23 protein-coding genes are annotated in these 22,692 nt (G+C 63.6%); 11 read left to right on the top strand and 12 right to left on the bottom strand.

What is annotated here, in order from left to right:
* Positions 1-17 precede the first annotated feature (17 nt).
* On the top strand, positions 18-455 hold the full coding sequence (derI, locus tag AC1DXN_RS19195; RefSeq protein WP_477275254.1) for a D-erythrulose-4-phosphate isomerase: 438 nt from the start codon (positions 18-20) through the stop codon (positions 453-455).
* Positions 456-545: 90 nt separating this feature from the next.
* Here derI and dhaL read toward each other — a convergent pair whose 3' ends face one another.
* On the bottom strand, positions 546-1,187 hold the full coding sequence (gene dhaL, locus AC1DXN_RS19190; protein ID WP_477275252.1) for a dihydroxyacetone kinase subunit DhaL: 642 nt from the start codon (positions 1,185-1,187) through the stop codon (positions 546-548).
* A gap of 26 nt (positions 1,188-1,213) precedes the next feature.
* Positions 1,214-2,221 (bottom strand): dihydroxyacetone kinase subunit DhaK, encoded by a 1,008-nt coding sequence (locus AC1DXN_RS19185; RefSeq protein ID WP_477275250.1) that lies wholly within the window; start codon positions 2,219-2,221, stop codon positions 1,214-1,216.
* A gap of 320 nt (positions 2,222-2,541) precedes the next feature.
* Between AC1DXN_RS19185 and AC1DXN_RS19180 the strand changes: the two genes are divergently transcribed.
* Entirely contained in the window at positions 2,542-3,009 is a 468-nt protein-coding gene (locus AC1DXN_RS19180) for a CatB-related O-acetyltransferase (protein ID WP_477275248.1), read from the top strand.
* A gap of 29 nt (positions 3,010-3,038) precedes the next feature.
* Here AC1DXN_RS19180 and AC1DXN_RS19175 read toward each other — a convergent pair whose 3' ends face one another.
* Complete coding sequence (locus tag AC1DXN_RS19175) at positions 3,039-3,986, bottom strand: GlxA family transcriptional regulator (protein ID WP_477275246.1); 948 nt, start codon at positions 3,984-3,986, stop codon at positions 3,039-3,041.
* An 87-nt stretch (positions 3,987-4,073) separates the two neighbouring features.
* On the opposite strand from AC1DXN_RS19175, the gene AC1DXN_RS19170 reads away from it, so the two are divergent.
* The 8 genes from AC1DXN_RS19170 to msuE all read left to right on the top strand — a co-directional run bounded on the left by AC1DXN_RS19170 (position 4,074) and on the right by msuE (position 11,916).
* The gene (locus AC1DXN_RS19170) at positions 4,074-4,781 is read left to right on the top strand and encodes a DJ-1/PfpI family protein (protein ID WP_477275244.1); all 708 of its coding nucleotides are present in this window, start codon (positions 4,074-4,076) and stop codon (positions 4,779-4,781) included.
* A 122-nt stretch (positions 4,782-4,903) separates the two neighbouring features.
* Positions 4,904-5,635: a FadR/GntR family transcriptional regulator gene (locus AC1DXN_RS19165; RefSeq protein WP_477244286.1), complete on the top strand. Its 732-nt coding sequence runs from the start codon at positions 4,904-4,906 to the stop codon at positions 5,633-5,635.
* Positions 5,632-6,819 (top strand): PLP-dependent transferase, encoded by a 1,188-nt coding sequence (locus AC1DXN_RS19160; RefSeq protein WP_477244288.1) that lies wholly within the window; start codon positions 5,632-5,634, stop codon positions 6,817-6,819. The genes AC1DXN_RS19165 and AC1DXN_RS19160 overlap by 4 nt, the downstream gene beginning before the upstream one ends.
* Before the next feature lie 30 nt (positions 6,820-6,849).
* Positions 6,850-8,127: an ABC transporter substrate-binding protein gene (locus tag AC1DXN_RS19155; protein ID WP_477244290.1), complete on the top strand. Its 1,278-nt coding sequence runs from the start codon at positions 6,850-6,852 to the stop codon at positions 8,125-8,127.
* A 188-nt stretch (positions 8,128-8,315) separates the two neighbouring features.
* Complete coding sequence (locus AC1DXN_RS19150; protein WP_477244292.1) at positions 8,316-9,239, top strand: carbohydrate ABC transporter permease; 924 nt, start codon at positions 8,316-8,318, stop codon at positions 9,237-9,239.
* Positions 9,239-10,087 carry a carbohydrate ABC transporter permease gene (locus AC1DXN_RS19145; protein ID WP_477275242.1) on the top strand — a complete coding sequence of 283 codons (849 nt, stop codon included), beginning with the start codon at positions 9,239-9,241 and terminating at the stop codon, positions 10,085-10,087. Before AC1DXN_RS19150 ends, AC1DXN_RS19145 begins: the two co-directional genes overlap by 1 nt.
* A gap of 3 nt (positions 10,088-10,090) precedes the next feature.
* A complete protein-coding gene (locus tag AC1DXN_RS19140; RefSeq protein WP_477275240.1) occupies positions 10,091-11,158 on the top strand; it encodes an ABC transporter ATP-binding protein in 1,068 nt (355 codons plus the stop codon).
* Positions 11,159-11,355: 197 nt separating this feature from the next.
* Positions 11,356-11,916 carry an FMN reductase gene (msuE, locus tag AC1DXN_RS19135; RefSeq protein ID WP_477275238.1) on the top strand — a complete coding sequence of 187 codons (561 nt, stop codon included), beginning with the start codon at positions 11,356-11,358 and terminating at the stop codon, positions 11,914-11,916.
* Positions 11,917-11,940: 24 nt separating this feature from the next.
* Here the strand turns inward: msuE and AC1DXN_RS19130 are convergent, their stop codons facing one another.
* The 8 genes from AC1DXN_RS19130 to AC1DXN_RS19095 form a co-directional block, all read right to left on the bottom strand.
* The gene (locus AC1DXN_RS19130; protein WP_477275236.1) at positions 11,941-13,017 is read right to left on the bottom strand and encodes an ABC transporter ATP-binding protein; all 1,077 of its coding nucleotides are present in this window, start codon (positions 13,015-13,017) and stop codon (positions 11,941-11,943) included.
* Positions 13,014-13,814 carry an ABC transporter permease gene (locus AC1DXN_RS19125; protein WP_477275234.1) on the bottom strand — a complete coding sequence of 267 codons (801 nt, stop codon included), beginning with the start codon at positions 13,812-13,814 and terminating at the stop codon, positions 13,014-13,016. The genes AC1DXN_RS19130 and AC1DXN_RS19125 overlap by 4 nt, the downstream gene beginning before the upstream one ends.
* Before the next feature lies 1 nt (position 13,815).
* Complete coding sequence (locus AC1DXN_RS19120) at positions 13,816-14,676, bottom strand: ABC transporter permease (protein WP_477244302.1); 861 nt, start codon at positions 14,674-14,676, stop codon at positions 13,816-13,818.
* A gap of 68 nt (positions 14,677-14,744) precedes the next feature.
* Entirely contained in the window at positions 14,745-15,764 is a 1,020-nt protein-coding gene (locus tag AC1DXN_RS19115) for an ABC transporter substrate-binding protein (protein WP_477244304.1), read from the bottom strand.
* An 83-nt stretch (positions 15,765-15,847) separates the two neighbouring features.
* Positions 15,848-17,323, bottom strand: a complete 1,476-nt coding sequence (locus tag AC1DXN_RS19110) for an aldehyde dehydrogenase (protein ID WP_477244306.1) — start codon at positions 17,321-17,323, stop codon at positions 15,848-15,850.
* Complete coding sequence (locus AC1DXN_RS19105; protein WP_477275232.1) at positions 17,323-18,378, bottom strand: LLM class flavin-dependent oxidoreductase; 1,056 nt, start codon at positions 18,376-18,378, stop codon at positions 17,323-17,325. Before AC1DXN_RS19105 ends, AC1DXN_RS19110 begins: the two co-directional genes overlap by 1 nt.
* 5 nt (positions 18,379-18,383) lie before the next feature.
* Positions 18,384-20,183: an alpha/beta fold hydrolase gene (locus AC1DXN_RS19100; RefSeq protein WP_477275230.1), complete on the bottom strand. Its 1,800-nt coding sequence runs from the start codon at positions 20,181-20,183 to the stop codon at positions 18,384-18,386.
* On the bottom strand, positions 20,176-20,763 hold the full coding sequence (locus AC1DXN_RS19095; RefSeq protein ID WP_477275228.1) for an amino acid synthesis family protein: 588 nt from the start codon (positions 20,761-20,763) through the stop codon (positions 20,176-20,178). Before AC1DXN_RS19095 ends, AC1DXN_RS19100 begins: the two co-directional genes overlap by 8 nt.
* Positions 20,764-20,901: 138 nt before the next feature.
* Between AC1DXN_RS19095 and AC1DXN_RS19090 the strand changes: the two genes are divergently transcribed.
* A complete protein-coding gene (locus AC1DXN_RS19090) occupies positions 20,902-21,588 on the top strand; it encodes a GntR family transcriptional regulator (protein ID WP_477275226.1) in 687 nt (228 codons plus the stop codon).
* On the opposite strand, the gene AC1DXN_RS19085 is transcribed toward AC1DXN_RS19090, so the two are convergent.
* A complete protein-coding gene (locus AC1DXN_RS19085) occupies positions 21,585-22,616 on the bottom strand; it encodes a hydroxyacid dehydrogenase (RefSeq protein WP_477275224.1) in 1,032 nt (343 codons plus the stop codon). The genes AC1DXN_RS19090 and AC1DXN_RS19085 overlap by 4 nt on opposite strands.
* Positions 22,617-22,692 lie beyond the last annotated feature (76 nt).

The raw sequence follows: 22,692 nt of genomic DNA, 5'->3' as shown, positions 1-22,692 counted from the left end.
CAAAGGAGTTTATTGCCATGAAGATCGCACTTGGAGCCGACAGCGCCGGCAAGCCGCTGCTCGATGTCATCGCCAAGCATCTCGCCACCAAGCCCGAGCTGCAGGTCGTCGATCTCAGCCAGGCCGGCTACTACGCCGATATCGCAGCCGCAATTGGCCACGAAATTATCGACGGCAAGTACGACCGCGCCATCCTGTTTTGCGGCACCGGCATCGGCGTCAGCATCTCGGCCAACAAGGTGCCGGGCATTCGTGCTGCGCTCACCCACGACACCTATTCGGCGGAGCGCGCCGCGAAATCCAACAACGCCCAGATCATCACCATGGGCGCCCGCGTCATCGGCCCCGAACTGGCGAAATCGATCGCCGATGCCTGGCTGGCCTCGGAGTTCGATCCGAACGGCCCCTCTGCCGGAAACGTGGATGCCATCGACAGGCTCGATGCGAAACGGTGAGGACGGGCGTTGCGGGATAGAGTCAAGGTAAGCCTCTATCCAATTGTTTTAACATGACCTTTTCCGAAAGCCTTCGGGAAGAGAGATGGTCTAGCTCGTCAACGCGACCCGCATCGCCTCGATCACCGTTACCGCGGACGCCGCACCTGGATCCATATGGCCAAGCGAGCGCTCGCCAAGGCGGGAGGCTCGGCCCTTGGTGGCGATCATCGCCTTGGTCGCCTCCGCGCCGGCCCTTGCGGCCTCGACCGCGGCCGCAAGACTGCCAGCCAGGCCCTTGCCGGCGGCCAGCGCCTCGCCCGCCGCTGTCGCGGCCGGCGCCCAGGCATCTATCATCGTCTTTTCGCCTGTTTCAGCCTTGCCGCGATCCTGTATGCCTTTGGCTATCGCCTGGAACACGGCAACGGTGTCGGCTTCGTCGAGCGTCGTCTTGCCCTTCACGGCTGCGGCGCCGCGCATGAAAGCCGTGGCGTAGAGCGGGCCCGAGGAGGCGCCGACGGCGTTCAGGAACGACTTTGCCGCTGTATTCAGCAAGGTGGTTGGATCGGTGGTCACTGCGTCCAGCGCCGAGACCGCATCGCGTGCCGCGGTAAATCCGAGTTCCATGGCGATGCCGTGGTCGGCGTCGCCGATCACGCCGTCAAGCGCGCACAGACGATCCCTGTCGGCTGACATGGCATCGGCGATGGCCGCGAACATCCCGGCGAGGCGGGCGCTGTCAATTGTCGTCATCTCTTGTTCCTTGCCTTTGGCCAAGTTTACCCAGCGCGAAACATGGCGCAGTCGCAAGGGTGGTCCAGCATCGTCTGCAACTCGCCGTCGAGTTGGTGCAGCGTGATCGAGGCGCCGGCCATCTCGAGCGAGGTGCAGTAATTGCCGACCCAGGTTGCGTGGACGCCGACGCCGATGTCGGCCAGCCTTTGCGACAGCCGCCGGTTCATGATGTAGAGTTCCATCAGGGGTGTCGACCCGAGCGAATTGACGAGAATGGCGACGCGGTCGCCGCGCGACGGCGCCATTTCCTGCAATATGTGATCGAGCATCTCGTCGGTGACTTCGTCGGCGCTTTTCAGCGGCCCGCGCGCGACTCCGGGCTCGCCATGAATGCCCATGCCGATCTCCATCTCGTCGTCGCCGATCTCGAAATTAGGCCGCCTTGTCTGCGGCAGCGAGCAAGGCGAAAGCGCAACACCCATGGTGAAGGTGTGATCGTTGGCCTTCGTTGCGATGCGCTCGCATTCGTCGAAAGACAGCATGCGGTCGCAAGCTGCACCCGCCGCCTTGAAGATGAAGAAATTGCCGGCGACGCCGCGGCGCTTGTGCCGTTCGCCGCGCGGCGCGGACGCGACGTCGTCGGTGCTCAGCACCGTGCGCACTTCGATGTCGTCCATCGCTGCCATTTCGGCCGCCATGTCGAAATTCATGACGTCGCCGGCATAGTTGCCGTACATGAACAGCACGCCAGCGCCGCCGCTTGCTGCCTTGGCGCATTCGAGGATCGGGTCGGGAGGAGGGGAGGCAAAGACGTTACCAATTGCCGCCGCGTCGGCCAGGCCCTTGCCGACAAAGCCAAGGAAGGTCGGCTCATGGCCGGAGCCGCCGCCGATGACCAGGCCAACCTTGCCGGGGCGTGGCCCGTTTCTGGCTATGATCGAGCGCGGGCTGCCGGGCACGGCGTGAAGATGTTTTGGATGCGCAGCCAGAATTCCGGCCAGCATCTCGTCGACCGCCTTGCCGCCGTCATTGATGAGCTTCTTGGTTTTCAACAAATGTCCTCCCACAGTGCCAGTCGACCATGCCATTGCGGTCGTCAAAGGAAAAGCCATGTGGCCGGTTGGCTATGTCGTTCGGGCAAAATGGTGCCAGACCACACCAACACCTGCCTCCAGCCAAGATCAGGATTGCGTTGGTGCATAGGTTGTGGATTTCTCTGATGCCGCCGACGATCCGGCGCAAAGGGTGGGGATCCTGAAACATGGCTTTCAAGAGATTGCGAATATTCCTGGGGTTGAAGGACGATCCCAATTCTATCCCGCGCCACGCCAGGATCGGCCGATACTCGAAAAGCCTGAGCGGGGGATCGTTCGTGAACTGCAGCGAAAAATCCCCGGTCGACATTGGCGCATTCTGCGCCATCGGGCCGGGCGTCCGATTCTTCTGCCAAGCCAATCATCCGACAGAGACAGCCGCGAACTACGCGCTTCAGCACCAGCTGTTCAAGACCAAATCGACCTACGAGTATCTGCGAACAAACGGCCCGATCAAACTCGGCCATGACGTGTGGGTCGGAACCGATGCCATCATCCTGTCCGGCGTGACCATCGGCGACGGTGCCGTAGTCGCTGCCGGCAGTGTGGTGACGAAGGACGTGCCGCCCTACGCCATTGTCGGCGGCAATCCGGCGAAGTTCATCAGGAAGCGGTTTTCCGACGAGACAATCGCGGCGATGCTGAAAATCCGCTGGTGGGACTGGCCCTTGGAAAGGCTGATGCAGGAAAAGTCGGCCTTCGACTTGCCGGCCGAACAGTTCGTCGCTCGGTTTGGTGGCGGCTGAAGCGCAGTCGTGGATCGCCAGCCAACGTACTAAAAGCGCTCGCGATAGTCGCGCGGGTTGGTGCCGAGTACGCGCAGGAAGCCACGCCGCATCGTCTCTTCCGAGCCGAAACCGCACCGCCGGGCCGTCTGGTTGACGGGCTGGCCGCGCTCCAGCATCCGTCGCGCCGCCTCGATCCGGATTTCCTCGATCGCGCGGGCGGGCGTCCGGCCCGTCGCCTCGTGATAGCGGCGCGAGAAGCTGCGCGGGCTCATATTGGCGTGGTCGGCCAACTGCGTCAGGGAGAGGTCGCCGGCGAGATTTTCGAGGATCCAGCCATGCAGCCTGTCGAAGCGCCCGTCGCCTTGCTGCAGCTTGAGGGTCTGGCTGAATTGCGCCTGGCCGCCGGGACGTTTCAGGAAGACCACCAACTCGCGCGCCACCGCCAGCGCCGTGTGCCGGCCAAGATCGGCCTCGACGAGGGAGAGGGCGAGATCGATCCCCGCAGTTACGCCGGCTGATGTCCAGACATTGCCGTCACGAATGAAGATCGGGTCAGGTTCGAGGCGGACCGCGGGAAAGCGACGGGCGAACTCCGCGCAGCGTCCCCAGTGGGTCACCGCGCGACGGCCGTCGAGTAGGCCTGCCGTCGCCAACAACATGGCGCCGCTGCAGACGGAAGCGGTTCGCGTGGCGTCGCGCGAGCGCCCGGCGATCCACTGGACCAGCATGGGATCGTCGCAGGCCGCGTTGACGCCCCATCCGCCGGGCACGATCAACGTATCGATCTCGCCTCCGTGCGCCGGCAGCACTGCTGCCTCTACCACAAGGCCTGCCGATGTGCGGATGCGCGCCGAGGCGGCGACGACCGCGACCTCGTAGGGAGCCGGTTCGCCGGCCTGCGTCCTGAAGTCGTTGGCGCTGGCAAAGACCTGAAGCGGTCCGCTGACGTCGAGGAGCTGGATGTCGGGATAGGCAAGCACTTCGATACGGCGCATTGGATTTGGCCTGAAACGAGGGATGATTGGCGATCGTGCCAAAACATGATGCCTTAGATTGGCTGGAGTCAACCTGTGGAGATTTCCATGACCCTTCGTTTCGGCATCCTTGTCTTCCCCAATGTCCAGCAGCTCGACCTCACCGGCCCTTACGAAGTCCTGGCTTCGGCAAAGGGCGCCGAGGTGGAGTTGATCTGGAAGGATTGCAATCCGGTGATGTCGTCGACGCGACTGTCCCTCAACCCGACGACGACCTTCGGCGATTGCCCGCCTCTCGACGTGCTGTGCATTCCAGGCGGAGGAGGCGTCAACGCGCTGCTGGAGGATCAGGCCGTACTTGATTTCGTGCGTGAGCGTGCAGCACATGCACGCTACGTCACTTCGGTGTGCAGCGGCGCCCTGGTGCTCGGCGCGGCCGGGCTGCTGAGGGGCAAGAGGGCGACGACGCATTGGTATGCGCATGACTTCCTTGCCGAGTTCGGCGCCATTCCTGTCGACGAGCGCATTGTCGAGGACGGAAATCTGATCACCGCCGGCGGTGTCACCTCGGGGATCGACTTCGGCCTCCTCCTCCTCGCCAGACTGCTCGGACAGGCTGAAGCCGAGATCGTGCAGCTCTCGCTCGAATATGCCCCGGCGCCTCCTTTCCAGTCGGGCACACCTGCCGAGGCTTCGCCCACTGTGCTGGCGGAGGTAAAGGAGCGCCTCTCGGGTTCGCGGCGGGTTCGCGAAGAAATGTTCGCGCGCTGGCGCAGCGCCAGTGCGGATCCTGCGCCGTCGCGCGCTCACGGCTGAACAGCACGGTCGAATGGCGTATCTCCGCGCTATTCGACCTTGCTTCATTTTGGCGGTTGACTCGCTCCCTCAGCCCGTGCAGAAATTGGTTGGACCATTGAACCACTTTAGGCTCAGCCGGCGTGACCGATTTCCTTCCGCCCATCCAGACGACGGCCCGCGACGATGCGGTGCTGAAGGCGTTGGCCGGCTTCGTCATGCAGGAGCAGCTGGAGCCTGGCGAGAAACTGCCGACCGAACGCATCCTCGCCGAGCGCCTCAAGGTCAGCCGCAACACGGTGCGCGAAGCGCTGACGCGCTGGGAGGGGCTTGGCCTCGTCGAGCGGCGGCAAGGCAGCGGCACTTATCTCAAGGCGGCCGTCTCGCTCGACATGCTGCACATGCCGCTGACGCTCGCCGGCGGCAATGATTTCACCGGCCTGATGCGGACATTGGAAATCCGCCGCGCGCTGGAAGCGGAAGCCGCGGCGCTTTGCGCCATCCGCGCTGACGAGGAAGACCTCGCCGAGATCGAGCGCAAGCTCGACATCATGGAAGAGGCTTTTCACACCAGGGCCGGCATGTCTTCCGAGGAAGACTGGGAGTTCCACCAGTCGATCTATCGCGCCTGCGGCAATCCGCTGTTCGAGCAGATCATCGCCGCCATGCACGAACTGTTCCACCGCTTCTGGGAGCATCCGCTCGGCGTGCGCGATTTCGGCCACGCCAGCTTTCCCTACCATCGCACCATGTACAACTGCATCGCCGCGCACGACCCGGAGGGAGCCCGGGCCGAAGCGCTGAAGCTGATCGCCACCGTCGAGGACGATCTGAAGCGTGGCGCCGCCAAACTCAAACTTTCGGACCGAAAATGAACGAGCACCCGACCGGTTTTCAAATGGACTATCTCGCTGAAGCGGCGACGCTTTTGGCGCATGACGATCCATTCCCCGGCGGCGCGGTGGTGCCGCCGATCTACCAGACCTCGCTGTTCACTTTCGCCAACTACGCCGAGATGGCCGACACTTTTGCCGGCCGGCGGCGCCAGCCGATCTATTCGCGCGGCGACAATCCGACGGTGATGGAATTCGAGGCGCGCGTTGCTGCTCTCGAAGGTGCTGAAGCGGCGCGAGGCTTTTCCAGCGGCATGGCAGCGATCAGCGCCACGGTGCTCGCTTTCGTCGGCGCTGGCGAGCGCATCGTTGCCGTTCGCAACTGCTATGGCGACGCCTACCGGCTGTTCGAGCGGCTGTTCCCGCGCCTCAACATCAAGGTCGACTATGTCGACGGGTCCGACCCCGACGCGGTGGCGGCGGCACTTCCCGGCGCCAAGCTGCTCTATCTGGAAAGCCCGACCTCGATGATGTTCGAGCTGCAGGACATCGCGCATCTGACGCGGCTGGCCAAGGAGCAAGGCATCATCACCAGCATCGACAATTCCTGGGCGACGCCGGTGTTCCAGAAGCCGATCTCGCATGGCGTCGACCTCGTGCTGCATTCGGCCTCGAAATATCTCGGCGGTCACAGCGATACCGTCGCCGGCGTGGTTGCCGGCTCGGCCGCCCATATCGCTCGCATCAACGAGCAGACCTATTCCTCGCTCGGCGGCAAGCTGTCGCCGTTCGAGGCGTGGCTGCTGCTGCGCGGCCTGCGCACGCTGCCGCTCAGGCTGCCGCATCACATGAAGAGCGGGCTCACCATCGCCGAACGGCTGAAGGCGCATGGCCAGGTCGAGCGCGTCAACCACCCGGCCTATTCCAACCATCCGGGCAAGGCGACGCTGGCCGGCTATGCCGGGCTGTTTTCCTTCGAGGTGACCGAGGATGTCGACATTCCGGCCTTCGTCGACGCGCTGAAGTTCTTCCGCATCGGCGTCAGCTGGGGCGGCCATGAGAGCCTGGTCGTTCCGGCAAAGGCCTCGCTCGAGCAAACGCCGGGCCTGAATTCGATGGCGCGCTTCGGCGTCAGCCCCCGAACCATCCGCTTCAACGTCGGATTGGAAAGTGTCGAGGATCTGTGGGCCGACATCGCCCAGGCCTTCGACAAAGCAAAAAAATAGACGGAGCAGTTCAAAATGGGAGTACCTGACATGAAAAGACTGAGCATCATGCTTGCCACTGCCGCCGGCTTGGCAATTTCCGCCAGCGGCGCGCTGGCCGAGTCCACGCTGAAGATGGTCGAGGTCATCACCAGCCCGCCGCGCACCGAATTCTTGAAGAAGCAGATCGCCGAGTTCGAGGCGGCCAATCCGGGCGTCAAAGTCGAGCTGGTCTCGCTGCCCTGGGGCCAGGCCTTCGAGAAATTCCTGACCATGGTGCAGGCCGGCGATACGCCCGACATCGTCGAGATGCCGGAACGCTGGATGGGCCTCTATGCCACCAACGGCCAGCTCGAGGACCTTGGCCCCTACATGGCCAAATGGGACGACGCCAAGACGCTGGGCGACCGGGCCAAGCAGTTCGGCTCGACGGTCAACAACACCCAGTTCATGATCCCTTACGGCTACTATGTGAACGCGCTGTTCTGGAACAAGAAACTGTTCAAGGAGGCCGGTCTCGACGGCCCGCCGGCGACGCTCGATGAATTCGTTGCCGACTCCAAGAAGATCTCGGCGCTTCCAGGCAAATATGGCTACTGCCTGCGCGGTGGCCCTGGCGCCTTCAACGGCATGCACATGTTCATGAATATCGCTCAGGGCAAGGGCGGCTATTTCAACGAAGACGGCACCTCGACCATCAATGATGAAGGCTCGGTCAAGGGCCTGCAGATGCTGGCCGACATGTACAAGGACGGCCTGGCGCCAAAGGATGCCGTGAGCTGGGGCTTCAATGAGACGGTCACCGGTTTCTATTCCGGAACCTGCGCCATGCTCAACCAGGATCCCGACGCGCTGCTCGGCATCGCCGACAAGATGAGCGCCGACGACTTCGCCGTGGCGCCGTTGCCAGTCGGGCCGAGCGGCAAATCCTATCCGACGCTGGGTTATGCCGGCTGGGCGATGTTCGCCAATTCGCAGCACAAGGACGATGCCTGGAAGCTGATGGCGACGCTGTTGTCGCCCAAGGACAATCTGGAATGGGCCAAGGAGGTCGGCGTCGTGCCGATCCACAATGGCGCCGACCAGGATGCCCACTTCAAGACCGAGCAGTTCAAGGGCTGGTTCACCGAGCTCAGCGACACGTCCAAATATGAAATGGTGACGCCGCCGACGCATTTGGAAAACCTCGGCAACTTCGTCGACCAGGTGGCGATCAAGAACTTCCAGGAAGTGCTGCTCGGCCAGAAGACGGCCAAGGAGGCGGCCGACGCATGGGCCGCGTTCCTGACCAAGGAGCAGCAGGACTGGCTGGCCAAGAACAAGAAGTAGTTGTTCTCCCTTCTCCCCGTTCACGGGGAGAAGGTGTCACGAAGTGACGGATGAGGGGCGGCGCCATCCTCTAAGAGTTCGCGCTGCCCCTCATCTGCCTGCCGGCATCTTCTCCCCGTATAGTGACGGGGAGAAGGACGCTGTCATCGACGCCGGCTCATCCCTTTCAACCGAACGAAGCTGTCCGTATGACCTATGCCGTGTCCACGATACGACCCGCAGGCAAGCCGCGAGCGAAGCGGCTGACCCATGCCGCCATCGAGCCCTGGCTCTATCTCAGCCCGGCGATCGTGCTTCTGGTCGTGGTGCTTGTGGTGCCGCTGATCGTCGGCATCAGCTATTCGTTCCGCAAATTCTCCGCCTTCAAATCGGAATATGTCGGCCTTGGCCAGTATCAGGCGATGCTGTCCGACCAGGTTCTGGGGCAGGCGCTGGTCAACACGCTGTGGTGGACGGTCGCCAGCCTGTTCTTCCAGTTCTTCCTCGGTCTCGGCCTGGCGCTGCTGCTCGACAAACCGTTCATCGGCCGCAAGTTCGTGCAGGCTGTGGTGTTCCTACCCTGGGCGGTGCCGTCCTTCCTTTCCGGCCTTACCTGGGCATGGCTGTTCAATCCGATCATCGGGCCATTGCCGCACTGGCTGTTTGCGCTGGGGCTGAAGGCCGAGCCGACCAACGTCTTGTCCGATCCGGCCACCGCCATGTGGGGGCCGATCATCGCCAACATCTGGTTCGGCATCCCGTTCTTCGCCATCACGCTGCTGGCGGCGCTGAAGTCGATCCCGTCGGAACTGCATGAAGCCGCGGCCATCGACGGCGCTTCGCCATGGCAGCGCTTCAGCAAGGTGACGCTGCCGTTCCTGGCGCCGACCATCGTCATCACCGTCATGCTGCGCACGATCTGGATCGCCACCTTCGCCGACCTGATCTTCGTCATGACCGAGGGCGGACCTGCCGGCTCGACCAGCACGGTGCCGGTCTACATCTATGTCAGCGCCTTCAAGTCGCTGGACAAGGGCTATGCCTCGGCGGTGGCGGTGCTGCTGCTGGTGCTGCTCATCGTCTACGCGATCGCGCTGATCGCCATCCGCCGCTCGCTGGTGAGGCACGTCTGATGATTGCCGGACGCTCGACCTCCTCGCGCATTGTCAGTGGCATCGGCCTCTACAGCGCCATTGCCGCCTACATGATTTTTGCACTGTTCCCGATCTTCTGGACGCTGAAGATATCGGTCACGCCGGAGCGGCTGCTTTATTCCGAAGGCATCACGCTGTGGCCGTCGCAGACGACCTTCCACAACTTCATCACTGTGCTGGAAGCCTCTGATTTCCCGCGCTATTTCATGAACAGCGTCATCGTATCGGTGTCGACGGCAGCCTTCGTCACCATCATCGCCACGCTCGCCGGGTACGCCATGTCGCGCTTCACCTTCCGCGGCAAGGCGACGCTTGCGATCATGCTTTTGCTGACGCAGACGTTTCCGCTGGTGATGGTCATTCCGCCGATCTACCGGGTCATGGGAGAACTCGGTCTGACTAACAGCCTGGTCGGGCTGATCATCATCTACACCGCCTTCAACACCGCCTTCGCCACCTTCCTGATGCAGTCCTTCTTCGACGGCATCCCCCGGGACCTCGAAGAGGCGGCGATGATCGACGGCTGCACGCGCGCCCAGGCGATGCGCAAGGTGATCGTTCCGCTGACGCTGCCCGGCATGGGCGCAACGCTCGGCTTCGTTTTCACCGCTGCCTGGAGCGAGCTTTTGTTCGCACTGATGCTGATCTCCAGCGACGACCAGAAGACCTTTGCCGTCGGCCTGCTCACCTATATCGGCAAATTCGCCGTCGACTGGGGGCAGATGATGGCGGCGTCGATCCTGGCGCTGATCCCGGTCTGCATCTTCTTCGCCTTCCTGCAACGCTATCTCGTCACCGGCCTCACCGCCGGCGCGGTCAAAGGATAACCGATGGCTTCCGTCACGCTGCAACATGTCGAGAAGGACTATGGCTCGCTGCGCATCCTGCACGGCGTCGATCTGGAGATCGCCGACGGCGAATTCGTCGTGCTGGTCGGCCCGTCCGGCTGCGGCAAGTCGACCTTGCTGCGCATGATCGCCGGGCTGGAGGAGGTCTCGGGCGGCGAGATCCGCATCGGCGACCGGCTGGTCAATGACGTCGCGCCCAAGGACCGCGACATCGCCATGGTGTTCCAGTCCTACGCGCTCTATCCGCATATGGACGTGTCGTCCAACATGGGCTTCAGCCTGCTGTTGAAGAAGGCAGAGAAGTCGACGATCGACACACGGGTCGGCGCTGCCGCCAAGCGCCTCGGCCTTGACACTTTCCTGCAGCGTCTGCCGCGCCAGCTGTCGGGCGGCCAGCGCCAGCGCGTTGCCATGGGCCGCGCCATCGTGCGCGATCCCAAGGTGTTTCTGTTCGACGAGCCGCTCAGCAATCTCGATGCCAAATTGCGTGTCCATATGCGCGCCGAAATCAAGGCGCTGCACCAGCAGCTCAAGACCACCTCAGTCTATGTCACCCACGACCAGATCGAGGCTATGACCATGGCCGACCGCATCGTCGTCATGCATGACGGCTTCGTGCAGCAGGTCGGCCATCCGCTGGAACTTTACGACCGACCGATCAACATGTTCGTCGCCGGCTTCATCGGTTCGCCAGGCATGAATTTCCTGCCGGCGACGGTCGACAAGGGCGGCAAGGTGGAGGCGGTGCTGGCCGATGGCCAGAAGCTCAGATTGCCGGATGGCTTGCCGCTGAAGAATGGCGACGCGCTTACCGTCGGGCTGCGGCCGGAACATATCCAGCTCGCCGAAGACGGTGCGCTCACGGCGGAGGTTGAGGTGGTGGAGCCGCTCGGGCTGTCGACCCAGTTCTACGTCAAGATGGCGGGACAGCAGGTCTGCGTCTTTGTCATGGGGCGCAGCAATGTTCGGCCGGGAGACGTGGTGCGGCTGTCCGCCGATCCAGCGGCGCTGCATCTGTTCGATCCGGCAGGCGGCAGCCGCATCGGATAAGGGTTTCGTGCCGGTTGGACGGTTCGTGTCGCTCGCCGAAAATTGATCGCCGCCATCATCCGTTTGCGCTAACGAATGGAAAAATAGTTCGTCGTGGCGGTGCCGAAAGGCCTATCATTCCTTTTGCCGCATTCGGAAGTCTATCAAACTTGTAGACACTGAAGGCGGGCTTGCCCGTAGCAAGAAGGTGCCACAGCATGCCCAATCCAACCGTCGTCGGCTTTTCCGGCAATTTCACCCGGCCGTCCAAGACGCGCGGCTTCGTCGAACAGGTGGTGAAGGACATTGCGCGCCAGCATGGCCTGTCGGCGAGCAGCTACGACGTGGAAGATCTCGGCCCTTCGCTCGGTGGCGCCAAATGGGCACGCGACCTCGACGGGCAAGCGCGGGCCATCCTCGACAGCATCGTCAATGCCGATGTGCTGGTGGTGGGCTCGCCGACCTACAAGGGGAGCTACACCGGTCTGTTCAAGCACTTCTTCGATCTCTTCGATCCGGTCTCCTTGAAGGGCAAGCCAGTGGTGCTGCTGGCCACCGGCGGCGGCGAGCGGCATGCGCTGATCGTCGAGCATCAATTGCGGCCGCTGTTCGGCTTCTTCGAAGTGCTTGCCCTGCCGACGGCGGTCTACGCCACCGACAAGGATTTCACCGATGGCGTGCTTCGTTCGGAACCGATCCTGAAGCGCGTCGCGCAAGCCGTCGACGAGGTCGGGCTTGTGCTCGCCAATCGCCCAGCCGCCAGGGTTGCCGCCGAATAGGTCTCAGCCTGCCTGATCCACCAGTCAGGCCGGAAACAGGAACGCGGCGGCCGGATCGAAAAACACCTGCCGGCGGGACTGCGCTCCATCATGCGATTGCATGGCGGCAGATGTCGGCCTGATGTCGATCTCCTGTCCGGCGGCGGTGCGCGCGACGATGCGCCGGCGTTCGCCATAGAAGGCGACATCGACGATCTCGACAGCGAGTTCCGCGCTCGCCGGCTTTCGCTCCATGCCAAACGCTTCCGGCCGGATCATCAACCTGGTTTTTTGCCCCTTCTCGAAAGCACCGTTGACGCTCACGCCGGAGACGACCGAACCGTCCGCCAGCCGGATCGTTGCCGCCCCGTCGACAGTTTCGAGATGTTCGGCGGCGAGGAAATTGGAATTGCCGATGAAGCCGGCGACGAAGTCGGTTGCCGGCCTGAGATAGAGGTCCTCACCGGTGCCGGTCTGCTCGATGCGGCCGTCCTTGAACAGGGCGATGCGGTCCGATAGATGCAGCGCTTCTTCCTGGTCGTGTGTGACGTAGAGGATGGTGACGCCGGTCTCGCGGTGGATGCGGCGGATCTCGGCCTGGATTTCCTCGCGCAGCTTCTTGTCGAGCGCTGAAAGCGGCTCATCCATCAGCAGGATAGGCGGGTCGTAGGCCAGCGCCCGGGCCAGCGCGACGCGCTGCTGCTGGCCGCCCGACAGCGCACCGGGCAGCCTGGCCGCGAAGCTCTCAAGCCGCACCAGGGCCAGCATGTCGGCGACCTTCCTCTTCACCTGGGCATCAGGCCGGCGGCGAACCCGCAGCGGAAAGGCGATGTTTTCCGCCACGGTCAGATGCGGAAACAGCGTGTAGCGCTGGAACACCATGCCGATGTTGCGCTTATGCGATGGCACGGCGAGCAGCGACTTGCCTTCCAGCTGCACATCCCCCGAGCTTAGATCTTGGAAGCCGGCGATGGCATAGAGCGTCGTCGATTTTCCCGAGCCCGACGGTCCGAGAAAGGTCAGGAATTCACCCCTGGGTATTTCAAGCGTGACGTCATGCACGGCAGTGAACGCGCCGAACGCCTTGTGCAATTTGCGGATGGAGAGAAAGGACTGGGTCATGTCTGGAACTTTCGGCGCAGCAGTGCCGTCACCACCATCAGGGCAAGGGTGAGGCCGACGAGCAGGCTGGAGGCGGCGGCGATCACCGGGCTCAGATCCGAGCGCAAGCTGCCCCAGATCTTGACCGGCAAGGTCTGCAAGGTGGGGCTGGCCATGAAGATGGCGACGACGACCTCATCCCAGGAGGCAAGGAAGGAAAAGATCGCCGCGGAAAAGATGCCGATCCTGATCGACGGCAAGGTGATCCTGAGCTTGGCCTCGAGCGGGCTGGCGCCGCAGACGATCGCCGCGTCCTCGATCGACTTGTCGAAGCCTTCAAGCGCCGTAGCGATCGGGATGATCGCGAATGGCAGCGCCAGCACGGTGTGGGCGATGACGAAGCCGATCGTTGTGCCGCCGAGGCCAAGGCGGAGGAAGAAGGCGTAAATGGCGATGGCGAAGACCACGACCGGCAGGACCATCGGCGTCAGCAGCAGGCCGCGCAGGATTTCGCGGCCGCGGAACTGTCCGCGAACCAACGCGAACGAGGCGAGAAGGCCGATCACCACGGCAAGGATCGCCGTCATGGTGGCGATGCGGGCGCTGGTCAGCGCCGCCTCCAGCCAGGACGGGTCGGCAAACAGCTCCTGGTACCATTTCAGTGTCCAACCGGGCGGTGGAAAGGCCAGCCAGCGCGACGATCCGAACGACAGCAGAACGATGAAAACCACTGGCAAGAGGAGGAAGGCGGCGACCAGCGCGGTGAAGCCGAGCAGGGCAATTTTCAGCCATCCCATACGGTCGTAATCGAGCAGCATCTCAGATGCCTCCCGTCACGCGCCGGGCGCCGACAAGGCGCAGCTGCAATGCGTAGAGCGCCATGGTGACGACCAGCAGGATGAAGGCGGCGGCGCTGCCGAGCCCCCAATTGAGCAGCGACTGGATCATCTGCGCGATCATTTCGGCCAGCATCATGTTCGACGTGCCGCCGAGCAGCGCGGGGGTGACGAAATAGCCGAGAGACATGACGAACACCATCAGGCCACCAGCGGCGATGCCGGGCAGCGACAGCGGCAGGAGGATGCGGCGGAATGCCTGGAACGGGCTGGCACCGCAGAGGGCCGCGGCACGCAGCGTCATCGGATCGATCGCCCGCAAGGTGCCGACCAGCGGCAGGATCATGAAGGGCAGCATGATGTAGACCATGCCGATAGTGACGCCGATGAGATTGTTGATGAGCGGCAGCGGCTGGTCGATGACGCCAATGGCGATCAGCGTCCGGTTGATAACGCCGGTGCGCTGCAGCAGCACCATCCAGGCATAGGTGCGGGTGAGCAAATTGGTCCACATCGACAGGATGATGATGCCGAAGACGATCGAGGCGAGGGCCGCCGGCATGATCGCCAGCATCCAGGCGACTGGAAAGGCGACTAGCACGGTAACGACGGTGACGACCGCCGCAACCAGGAAGGTGTTGAAGAACACCCGCGCATAGGTGCCGTCGCCCAGCAATGTCGCGTAGTTCTGCAGGCCGGGCGCCGGCTCGGTGACGCTGCGCAACAGCAGGGCCAGCACCGGGACGGCGAAGAACAGCGCAATCAGGATCAGCGCCGGCAGCAGGCCACCGAAGCCTGCCGGCATCCTGAAAGCTCCAAAGCTCTGACGCGTTTCGACCGACATGGCGGGAACCTGTTTGTGGGACGAGACAGCCTGCGCTGTCTCGTCCCGTTCTGTTGCGGCAGCAGCCGTTACTTCGCCTGCCAGGCGTACCAGCGCGTGGCGATGGCGTCGCGATTTTCGGCCCAATAGTTCATGTCGAGGTTGATCTGTCCGTCGACATGGGCGTCCGGCAGCGACTTCACGACGTCCGCCGCCATCTCCGCCTTGGCCTTGGTGTTGATCGGCGCATAGCCGCTGGCTTCGGCAAACTTTGCCTGGCCGGCCGGGCTGCTCGCCGCAGCCAGGAACTTCATCGCCGCATCCTTGTTCTTGGCGCCCTTCGGCACCACCAGAACGTCGGCCGCCGTCAGGTTCTGGGTCCAGGACACGCCGACATCGGCTTCGTCATGCTGAAGCGCAAAGACGCGGCCGTTCCAGAGCTGGCCGAAGGCCGCCTCGCCGGAAGCGATCAACTGCTGCGACTCCGCGCCGCCGCCCCACCAAACAATGTCCGACTTGATGGTGTCGAGTTTCTTGAAAGCGCGGTCGAGATCGAGCGGATAGAGCTTGTCGGCGGGAACGCCGTCGGCCAGCAGTGCGATCTCGATGACGCCGGGCGCCGACCATTTGTAGAAGGTGCGCTTGCCCGGGAATTTCTTGACGTCGAACATGTCTGCCCAGCCGGCAGGCTCGCCCGAAACGGCGCCCTTGTTCCAGGCGAGCACGAAGGAATAGTAGAAGCTGCCGACGGCATGGTCGGTGGTGAAGCGCGGATCGAGGTCGGCCTTCGGCACAGCAGTGAAATCGATCGGCTCCAGCAGGCCGTCCTTGGCCGCCTTGATGGCGAAATCCATCTCGACGTCGACGACATCCCAATTGACGCTGCCGGCGTCGACCATGGCCTTCAGCTTGCCGTAGTCGGTCGGACCGTCCTGCAGGACCTTGATGCCGGATGCGGCCGAGAACGGTTCCGCCCAGGATTTGGTCTGCGCTTCCTGCGTCGTCCCACCCCAGCTGGTGAACACCATTTCCTCGGCCTTGGCGGCCGTCGTTGCCAGAACTGTTGTTGCCAGAAGTCCGGCAAGGATGCCGGTGAAGATCAGTTTCATGTCGTTCTCCTCTGTTTGTTTTCGTTGTTGGCTGTTCGCGATCGGCGTTTTCGCCTTGATCGCGAATCCCCGGCCTGCGGCGGCTACCGCATGACAAAAGGATCGGGAATTGGGTCGTCCGAGGTGCGTATCCAGACCGATTTCGAACGCGTGTAGTCGCGGATCGCGTCCATGCCGCCTTCGCGGCCGAGACCGGACTGGCCGTAGCCGCCAAACGGCACTAGCGGCGAGACGGCGCGGTAGGTGTTGATCCAGACCACGCCGGCGTGGATGCCGCGCGCCATGCGGTGCGCCTTGGCGAGATTGGTGGTGAAGACGCCGGACGCCAGGCCGAACTTCGTATCGTTGGCCAGTGCCAACGCTTCGGCCTCGGTGTCGAAGGCCAGCGCGCTCAGCACCGGGCCGAAAAGCTCTTCGCGCACGCAAGCCAGGGTCTGATCGGGTACCTCGATGATCGTCGGGGCATAGTAGAAGCCATCCGCCTTGCCTTCAGGGCGTTTGCCGCCTGTGACCAGCCGGCCGCCGGCGGCGAGGCTTTCGGCGACGGTCTTTTCGATCCATTCGCGCTGGCGCGATGTGGCAAGCGGCCCCATTTCGGTGGAGGAATCCTGCGGGTCGCCAATTCTGATGGCTTCTGCTTTTTGCTTGAGCCGGGCGAGAAACTCGTCCTTAACCGAGCGCTCGACCAAGAGCCGCGAGCCGGCGACGCAGCTCTGGCCGGTGGCGGCAAAAATGCCGGCGACGACGGCGTTAGCCGCACTTTCCAGATCGGCATCGGCAAACACCACCACCGGGCTTTTGCCGCCGAGTTCCAGCGTGGTGTAGGCGAGGTTTTCCGCCGTGTTCCTGACGATCTGGCGGGCCGTCGCTGGGCCGCCGGTGAAGGCGACGCGGGCGACCAGCGGATGGCTGGTCAGGCGGTGGCCGCAGTCGTGACCGAAGCCGGTCAGGATGTTGACGCTGCCTGCGGGAAATCCGGCTTCGTCGACGAGTTCGGCGAAAGCGAGCAGCGGGGCGGGCCCGTCCTCGGATGCCTTGAGGACGACGGTGCAACCTGCGGCGAGCGCTGGCCCAAGCTTGACGGCCGACAGGAAGAGCTGCGAATTCCACGGCACGACGGCGGCAACGACGCCGATCGGCTCCGGCCGGATCGTCACCTCCATATCCGCCTTGTCGATCGGAACGAACGCCCCTTCGTGTTTGTCGGCGAGCCCGCCATAGTAGCGGTAGTAGTCGCCGACATAGGCGATCTGGGCGCGGGTCTCGCGGATGATCTTGCCGGTATCGCGTGTCTCGAGCTGCGCCAGCCGATCGGCATTGGCGACGACGAGATCGCCGAGCCGCACCAGAAGCTTGCCGCGCGCCGTCGCCGTCATCGCGGCCCATGGGCCGGAGCGCAGCGCCCGGTGGGCGGCCTCGACGGCACGATCGACGTCGGCCACCGTTGCGGCGGGCATTTTTGCCCAAGGCGCGCCGGTCGACGGGTCGACACTGTCGAAGGTTGCGGCGGCCTCCACGAACTGGCCGTCTATGTAGTTCCTGAATTCGCCGGTGCTCATCACGATCCCGCCTGCGGTGTGGCAAAGGCCGGCATCACCCTGTCGATGAACAGCTGCAGCGATTTCTTCTTGCGCTCGTGCGAAATGCCACTGTCGATCCAGATCGAATACTGGTCGTAGCCGAGCGCCTCATAGGCCTTCAGCCTGGCGATCACCTCCTCGGCTTCGCCGATCACGAGATTCTGCCTGATCTTGTCTGGCGCATATTGCGGCATGGCCGCAATCTCGGCCTCGGTCAGCGCTTCCAGCATGCCCTGGCGCACCGGCTTCTTGTTCTGGAACCAGGCGCCGAACTGGCAGTAGAATTGCGACAGGTCCTGCGTCAGGCGATCGGCGTCGGCGGCGTCCTCAGCGACGAAAGTGTGCATCAAGAGCATGATCTCGGGCCGTGCTATTTCGGGATGAGCATCACAAGCCGTGTTGAAGCGCTCCATCAGGCTCACCACTTCGCCATCGCCGGAGGCGAGCGGCGTCACCTGCACATTGCATTTGTTGGCCACCGCGAAGTCATGCGAGTTGGGGTCACGCGCCGCCACCCAGATCGGCGGATAAGGTTTTTGCAGCGGCTTGGGCGACGAGGTGGTCGACGGGAACGACCAGAATTCGCCGGAGAGTTCGAAATCGCCGTCCCACAGGCCACGGATCGCCGGCACCATCTCGCGCATGCGCTGACCCGCGCCCCAGGCTTCGAGCTCGGGGAAAAGCCGCTGATACTCGTAGCTGTAGGCGCCGCGCGCAATGCCGATGTCGAGCCGTCCGTCGGTGATGACGTCGGCCATCGCCGCTTCGCCTGCGAGCTTGATCGGGTGCCAGAACGGCGCGACGATCGTGCCGGTGCCAAGCCGGATCGTGCTGGTCTTTGCGCCGAGATAGGCAATGTTGATGAACGGGTTGGGCGAGATGGTGAATTCCATCCCGTGATGCTCGCCGATCCAGGCGGTCTCGAAGCCGGCCTGTTCGGCCACCAGGACCAGATCCTCCAATTCGGCAACAAGCTCGGAATGCGGCTTCGCCAGATCCGAGCGCTCCATGTGGACGAACAGCGAAAATTTCATCGGCGTCACCTGCGACCGGAATGAAGAACTTGCGAAGGCACGGGCTTGGCGAGCGGCCGGACCTCGCCTTCGACCTCGTTGCCGACATAGACACCGAATGCATCTTCCGTGCGTTCACGGACATAGCGGGTCAGCATGGAACGAACCGCCGGATCAGCGACCTTGAGATCGGCGATATGGTCGATGTCGACAAGACGGGTCTGGCGATCACTGGGACTGGGAGCGGTGACCGTTCCCCGGTAGTAGACGTGCGAGCGCGACGGATCGGCCGCGTCGTCCCACACCGCAAACAGGAAGCCGAGTTGTGCGTCGACGGCCTTGGCGGCGAGGCATCCCTTGAGGCTGCGGGCATCCTTCGGCGAGCCTAGCCCGCGCCCGGCCGGCAATTCGTGGAAACCGTCCGGTGTTTCGAAAAACAGCACGCGGCCTTCATTTTCGAGAATGGCGCCGACTTCGGTCCCATGCGGTGCTGCCGCCAGCGCCTCCTGGCTGAGGCCCGGCGTGACATAGGTGCCGCGGCAATAGCCGAGCGGCTGCGCGCCATTGTGGGTGAAATCCCGGACGCGGCCGATCAGGATCGAATGGTCGCCGGCGTCGACCAGTTGCTCCATGCCGCAATCGAACACGGCAACGGAACCGTCGATCAGGGGATTGCCGGTTTGCCCGGATTGCCAGGCAACGGAAGCGAATTTGTCAGCGGCCTTGGAGGCGAAGATGCCGGACTCGGCCTTCTGGCTCTCCGACAGAATGTTGATCGCGAAACCTCTTGAGGTCGAAAACGCGCTGTGCCCCAACGCCTTCTTGGCGATGCAGACAAGCACCAGCGGCGGATCGAGCGAGACCGAGGTGAAGGAGTTGGCGGTGAAGCCGCGCGGCTCGCCTTCCGCACCGACCGTGGTGACGATGGTGACGCCGGTCAGGAACGAGCCCAGCGCCCGCCTGAATTCGCCGGGGTCAAATGCAGGAGCCGTCTCCGGTGTGGCGGCAGCGTCTTTCTTCGCATCGAGAAACGCCATGATGTGTTGAGTCACTTTTTCGGGCGAAGCGATTGTCATCATGTGCCTTTCGCCGCTCAGCACGAGGCACTGGCCGCGCGGTGCAAGGCGGGCCATGGCCGCCGACATGGCGGGCGTGGAATTCCTGTCCTCGGATCCGGTCATGAACAGCGCCGGGGCTGCAAGCTCGGCGAGGCGATCGACATGCTGGGTATCGGCGTGAGCAAACAGGCGGTAGGTGCGCGCGTAGCCCTCGGCGTCAACGCTTTCCAAGGCCGTTCGCGCCATGTTGGCCGCGCCGGCCAGACTGGCCGGCAGCGGGTCGCCGAACCAGCGGGCAAGCGTTGCGGCTATGGCGGAAGGGACGGCGTGAGAGCCGAGCGCGGCGGCGCGTTCGCGCACGGCCTGCGCCAGTGCCTCAGGGCGACGGAACACGCCGTTGAGACAGACCACGGAGCCGACACGCGACGGTGCGCGCAGGGCGACTTCGAGAGCGACCAGCGCCCCCATGGAATGACCGACGATCGATACCGAGGCGAGACCGAGATGATCGAGCAGGCGGATCGCCTGATCGGCAAAGTCAGACAGCGCGGCATTTTCCGGTGGCAGCGGCGAGTTGCTATGGCCGAGCATGTCGATGGCGATCAGATCGTGGCGATCCTTCATCAGATCGATCTGCGCCTGCCAGATCGCGGCATTCATGCCGACGCCATGAATGAGCAGAACCGGCGTGCCGGAGCCGGCACGGATGAAGCCGGTTCCGTCCGGAGCCGTGTCCCGGACCCATAGAGGGGCGGCGGCGTCAGCCATGCAGATCCCCGACCTCCTTGAGGTCCTGATAGCGGTCGCCGATGCGATGATGTGGGCGCCCGCCAATGGAGGCGCCGAGCGCCACCACCAGTTCGTCCGGCGCCGGCGCATCGCCGATCTGGAAATGCACGGTCAGATAGTGCGAGCGGCGGCCCTCGTCGTTCTTGTCCATGAGCGGGATCATGATCGGCGTGTTCGGCCCGCCGCGTAGATTGGTGAAGGCGAGATAGGTCTTGGCGCCGACGGCACGGCGGTAGTGATTGCCGAAATGCAGCGTGTGGATCAGCGCCGAGGCGTGCTCGATTTCGCCCGAGGTGCCGCAGATGGCAGCCTTGCCGTAGCCTTCGATCGCCTCGCCCGAACCGGCGACGGCGATGATCTCGCGGGTCAGCATTTCGCCGAGGATGGGGGCGATGGCGCGGATCTCGGGAGACAGATCCTCAGTGAAACCACGCCCTGCCCAGGGGTTCGTCAGCACCGCGGCGACGCCGATCAGGCGCAGCGGCTGGGGTGCTGCCTTGCCGCCTTCGATCAGCGTGTTCTCGATGTAGGTGACGATCTTTCGAATGGCCGGTTTCATCAAAATCCTCTGGGATGGCGCGGTTTCGCGCCGTCATCTCTATCTCGTCTTATGGTATACCATGCTATGGAGCGCCAAGAACCTTGTCAATCGCCCATGGAATCTGTTTTGTGGCTGTACCAGGGAGGCAAAGAAAAAATGTCAGACGATACGCTGCGGATCGACCGCTCCGCCAAGACGCTGCGGACGCTGGCGCTGGAGCGCATGCGCGAGGCGATCATGGATTTCCACTTCCAGCCCGGCGAAAGGCTGGTCGAGCGGCCGCTTTGCGATCAGCTCGGGGTCAGCCGTTCGGTCGTGCGCGAGGTTCTGCGGCAATTGGAGGCGGAAGGCCTGGTGCAGATGATACCGGGCCACGGACCTGCCGTGGCCAAGCCGGATCTCGGCCGCACCGACGAGATCTACGAATTGCGGGCGCTGCTGGAGGGCATCGCGGCGCGGGCTTGCGCCATGTCGGCTACGAGCGAGCAGATCGCTTTGCTCAATGGCGCTTTGACCAACCTTTTCGAAGCCTGGGCGTCAGGCGTGCCGGTCGCGGTGATGCGGGCGACGACCAAATTCTACGAGGCGCTGTTCGAGGCGGCCGATAAGCGCATTGCCTGGGAAATCGTCACCGGGTTGAATGTGCGCATCAACCAGCTGCGTTCGATGACGATCGCCTCGGAGAACCGCCGCGAGCCGGCGATCGCCGAAATGACCGAAATCATGGACGCCATCCGTTCGCGCAAGCCTGAAGAGGCGGAGGCGGCGGCGCGTCGGCATGTCGAATCCGCCTGGCAGATCGCCCGCAACACGCTTCGTCTCCGCGCTCTTGCCGCCGACTAGTTCTTGTCCACAGGCTTTGACCGCATGCGCGAGACGGTTTCGCGTTCGGCGCGCTTGGAGCGCAGCGGCGGCAGGCCGCGGTCGATCAGGTCCATGTCCTCCAACACCATGTCGCCCATGCGCTTGAAAGCGATGTCGAGCGCACCGGCGCGGTGCGCCGAGCGCAGGAAGCCGGGCAGGGCGCGCACGGGATGCTGCTGCGCCAGCGGCTCTTCGGGGAAGACGTCGCTGGCGGCGACGATGTGGCCGCTCTTCACCGCGTCCATCAACGCCGGAAAATCGACTACGCCGGCGCGGCTGAGCAGGATGAAGGCGGCGCCCTTGCGCATGCTGGCGAAGGATTCGGCACCGAGAAAGCCCTGATTCTCTGAGGTCACCGAGGCGACGACGAAGATGAAATCACTGGTCGACAGGACGTCATCGAGCGAGGCTGGTTCGACGCCGTTGTCGATCAGTATCGATGGCGGCAGCCAGGGGTCGAAGACTTTGGTGCGGGTGCGGAAGCCTGTGAGCAGCCGGTTCAGCGCGCGGCCGAGATCGCCGAAACCGACGATGCCGACATCGGCGCCCGAAAGCAGCCGTGCCGTCTGGTTGCCGTCGCCGCCCCAAAGCTCCTTGCCCTGGCGGAAGGCGAGGTCGGCGTCGACGATGTTGCGGGCGAGGTTGAGCGCCATGGCAAGGCCAAGCTCGGCGACCGGCTCGGCGAAGACTAGGCCCGTGGTGACGACATGGATGCCGCGTGCAAACAGCGTCTCGTAGGGCATGTTGTTGAGGAGATTGGTCTCGACATTGAAGACGCAGCGCAGCGCCTTCATTGTCTCCAGCGTCTGCGGCGTGATCGGCGGTTGGCCAACGATGTAGCGGGCTACAGCCAACACATCGGCCGGCAGCGTCGCCACGCCGTCGGGCGTCGTCTCGACAATGCGGTATTTCGCCCGAAAGCGCGCCAGCTGCGGTGGCGTGAAGATCAGGTCGAGCGTGCGTGGTTCGGGCGCACTGATGACCAGCGGCAAGGCGCTGTTGGACATGGCAATTCCTCCCGGCGCGATCCGCACCGCGCCACTCGAAACAAACTCTTACCTTGGATTAAACGATTTACAACTG

It is taken from the genome of Mesorhizobium sp. P2_H9, assembly GCF_056403215.1.
Note: the sequence above shows the minus strand (reverse complement) of the source record. Positions and strands in the feature narration are given on the sequence as shown.

Excerpts from the sequence above, each read along its gene's own strand:
- derI (WP_477275254.1), top strand. The coding sequence starts at position 18 with ATGAAGATCGCACTTGGAGCCGACAGCGCCGGCAAGCCGCTGCTCGAT.
- msuE (WP_477275238.1), top strand. The coding sequence starts at position 11,356 with ATGCCCAATCCAACCGTCGTCGGCTTTTCCGGCAATTTCACCCGGCCG.
- AC1DXN_RS19100 (WP_477275230.1), bottom strand. The coding sequence starts at position 20,183 with ATGGCTGACGCCGCCGCCCCTCTATGGGTCCGGGACACGGCTCCGGAC.
- AC1DXN_RS19125 (WP_477275234.1), bottom strand. The coding sequence starts at position 13,814 with ATGCTGCTCGATTACGACCGTATGGGATGGCTGAAAATTGCCCTGCTC.
- AC1DXN_RS19110 (WP_477244306.1), bottom strand. The coding sequence starts at position 17,323 with ATGAGCACCGGCGAATTCAGGAACTACATAGACGGCCAGTTCGTGGAG.
- AC1DXN_RS19175 (WP_477275246.1), bottom strand. The coding sequence starts at position 3,986 with ATGCGCCGTATCGAAGTGCTTGCCTATCCCGACATCCAGCTCCTCGAC.
- AC1DXN_RS19095 (WP_477275228.1), bottom strand. The coding sequence starts at position 20,763 with ATGAAACCGGCCATTCGAAAGATCGTCACCTACATCGAGAACACGCTG.
- AC1DXN_RS19145 (WP_477275242.1), top strand. The coding sequence starts at position 9,239 with ATGATTGCCGGACGCTCGACCTCCTCGCGCATTGTCAGTGGCATCGGC.
- AC1DXN_RS19140 (WP_477275240.1), top strand. The coding sequence starts at position 10,091 with ATGGCTTCCGTCACGCTGCAACATGTCGAGAAGGACTATGGCTCGCTG.
- AC1DXN_RS19170 (WP_477275244.1), top strand. The coding sequence starts at position 4,074 with ATGACCCTTCGTTTCGGCATCCTTGTCTTCCCCAATGTCCAGCAGCTC.
- AC1DXN_RS19120 (WP_477244302.1), bottom strand. The coding sequence starts at position 14,676 with ATGTCGGTCGAAACGCGTCAGAGCTTTGGAGCTTTCAGGATGCCGGCA.
- AC1DXN_RS19150 (WP_477244292.1), top strand. The coding sequence starts at position 8,316 with ATGACCTATGCCGTGTCCACGATACGACCCGCAGGCAAGCCGCGAGCG.
- AC1DXN_RS19130 (WP_477275236.1), bottom strand. The coding sequence starts at position 13,017 with ATGACCCAGTCCTTTCTCTCCATCCGCAAATTGCACAAGGCGTTCGGC.
- AC1DXN_RS19115 (WP_477244304.1), bottom strand. The coding sequence starts at position 15,764 with ATGAAACTGATCTTCACCGGCATCCTTGCCGGACTTCTGGCAACAACA.
- AC1DXN_RS19160 (WP_477244288.1), top strand. The coding sequence starts at position 5,632 with ATGAACGAGCACCCGACCGGTTTTCAAATGGACTATCTCGCTGAAGCG.
- dhaL (WP_477275252.1), bottom strand. The coding sequence starts at position 1,187 with ATGACGACAATTGACAGCGCCCGCCTCGCCGGGATGTTCGCGGCCATC.
- AC1DXN_RS19090 (WP_477275226.1), top strand. The coding sequence starts at position 20,902 with ATGTCAGACGATACGCTGCGGATCGACCGCTCCGCCAAGACGCTGCGG.
- AC1DXN_RS19155 (WP_477244290.1), top strand. The coding sequence starts at position 6,850 with ATGAAAAGACTGAGCATCATGCTTGCCACTGCCGCCGGCTTGGCAATT.
- AC1DXN_RS19105 (WP_477275232.1), bottom strand. The coding sequence starts at position 18,378 with ATGAAATTTTCGCTGTTCGTCCACATGGAGCGCTCGGATCTGGCGAAG.
- AC1DXN_RS19085 (WP_477275224.1), bottom strand. The coding sequence starts at position 22,616 with ATGTCCAACAGCGCCTTGCCGCTGGTCATCAGTGCGCCCGAACCACGC.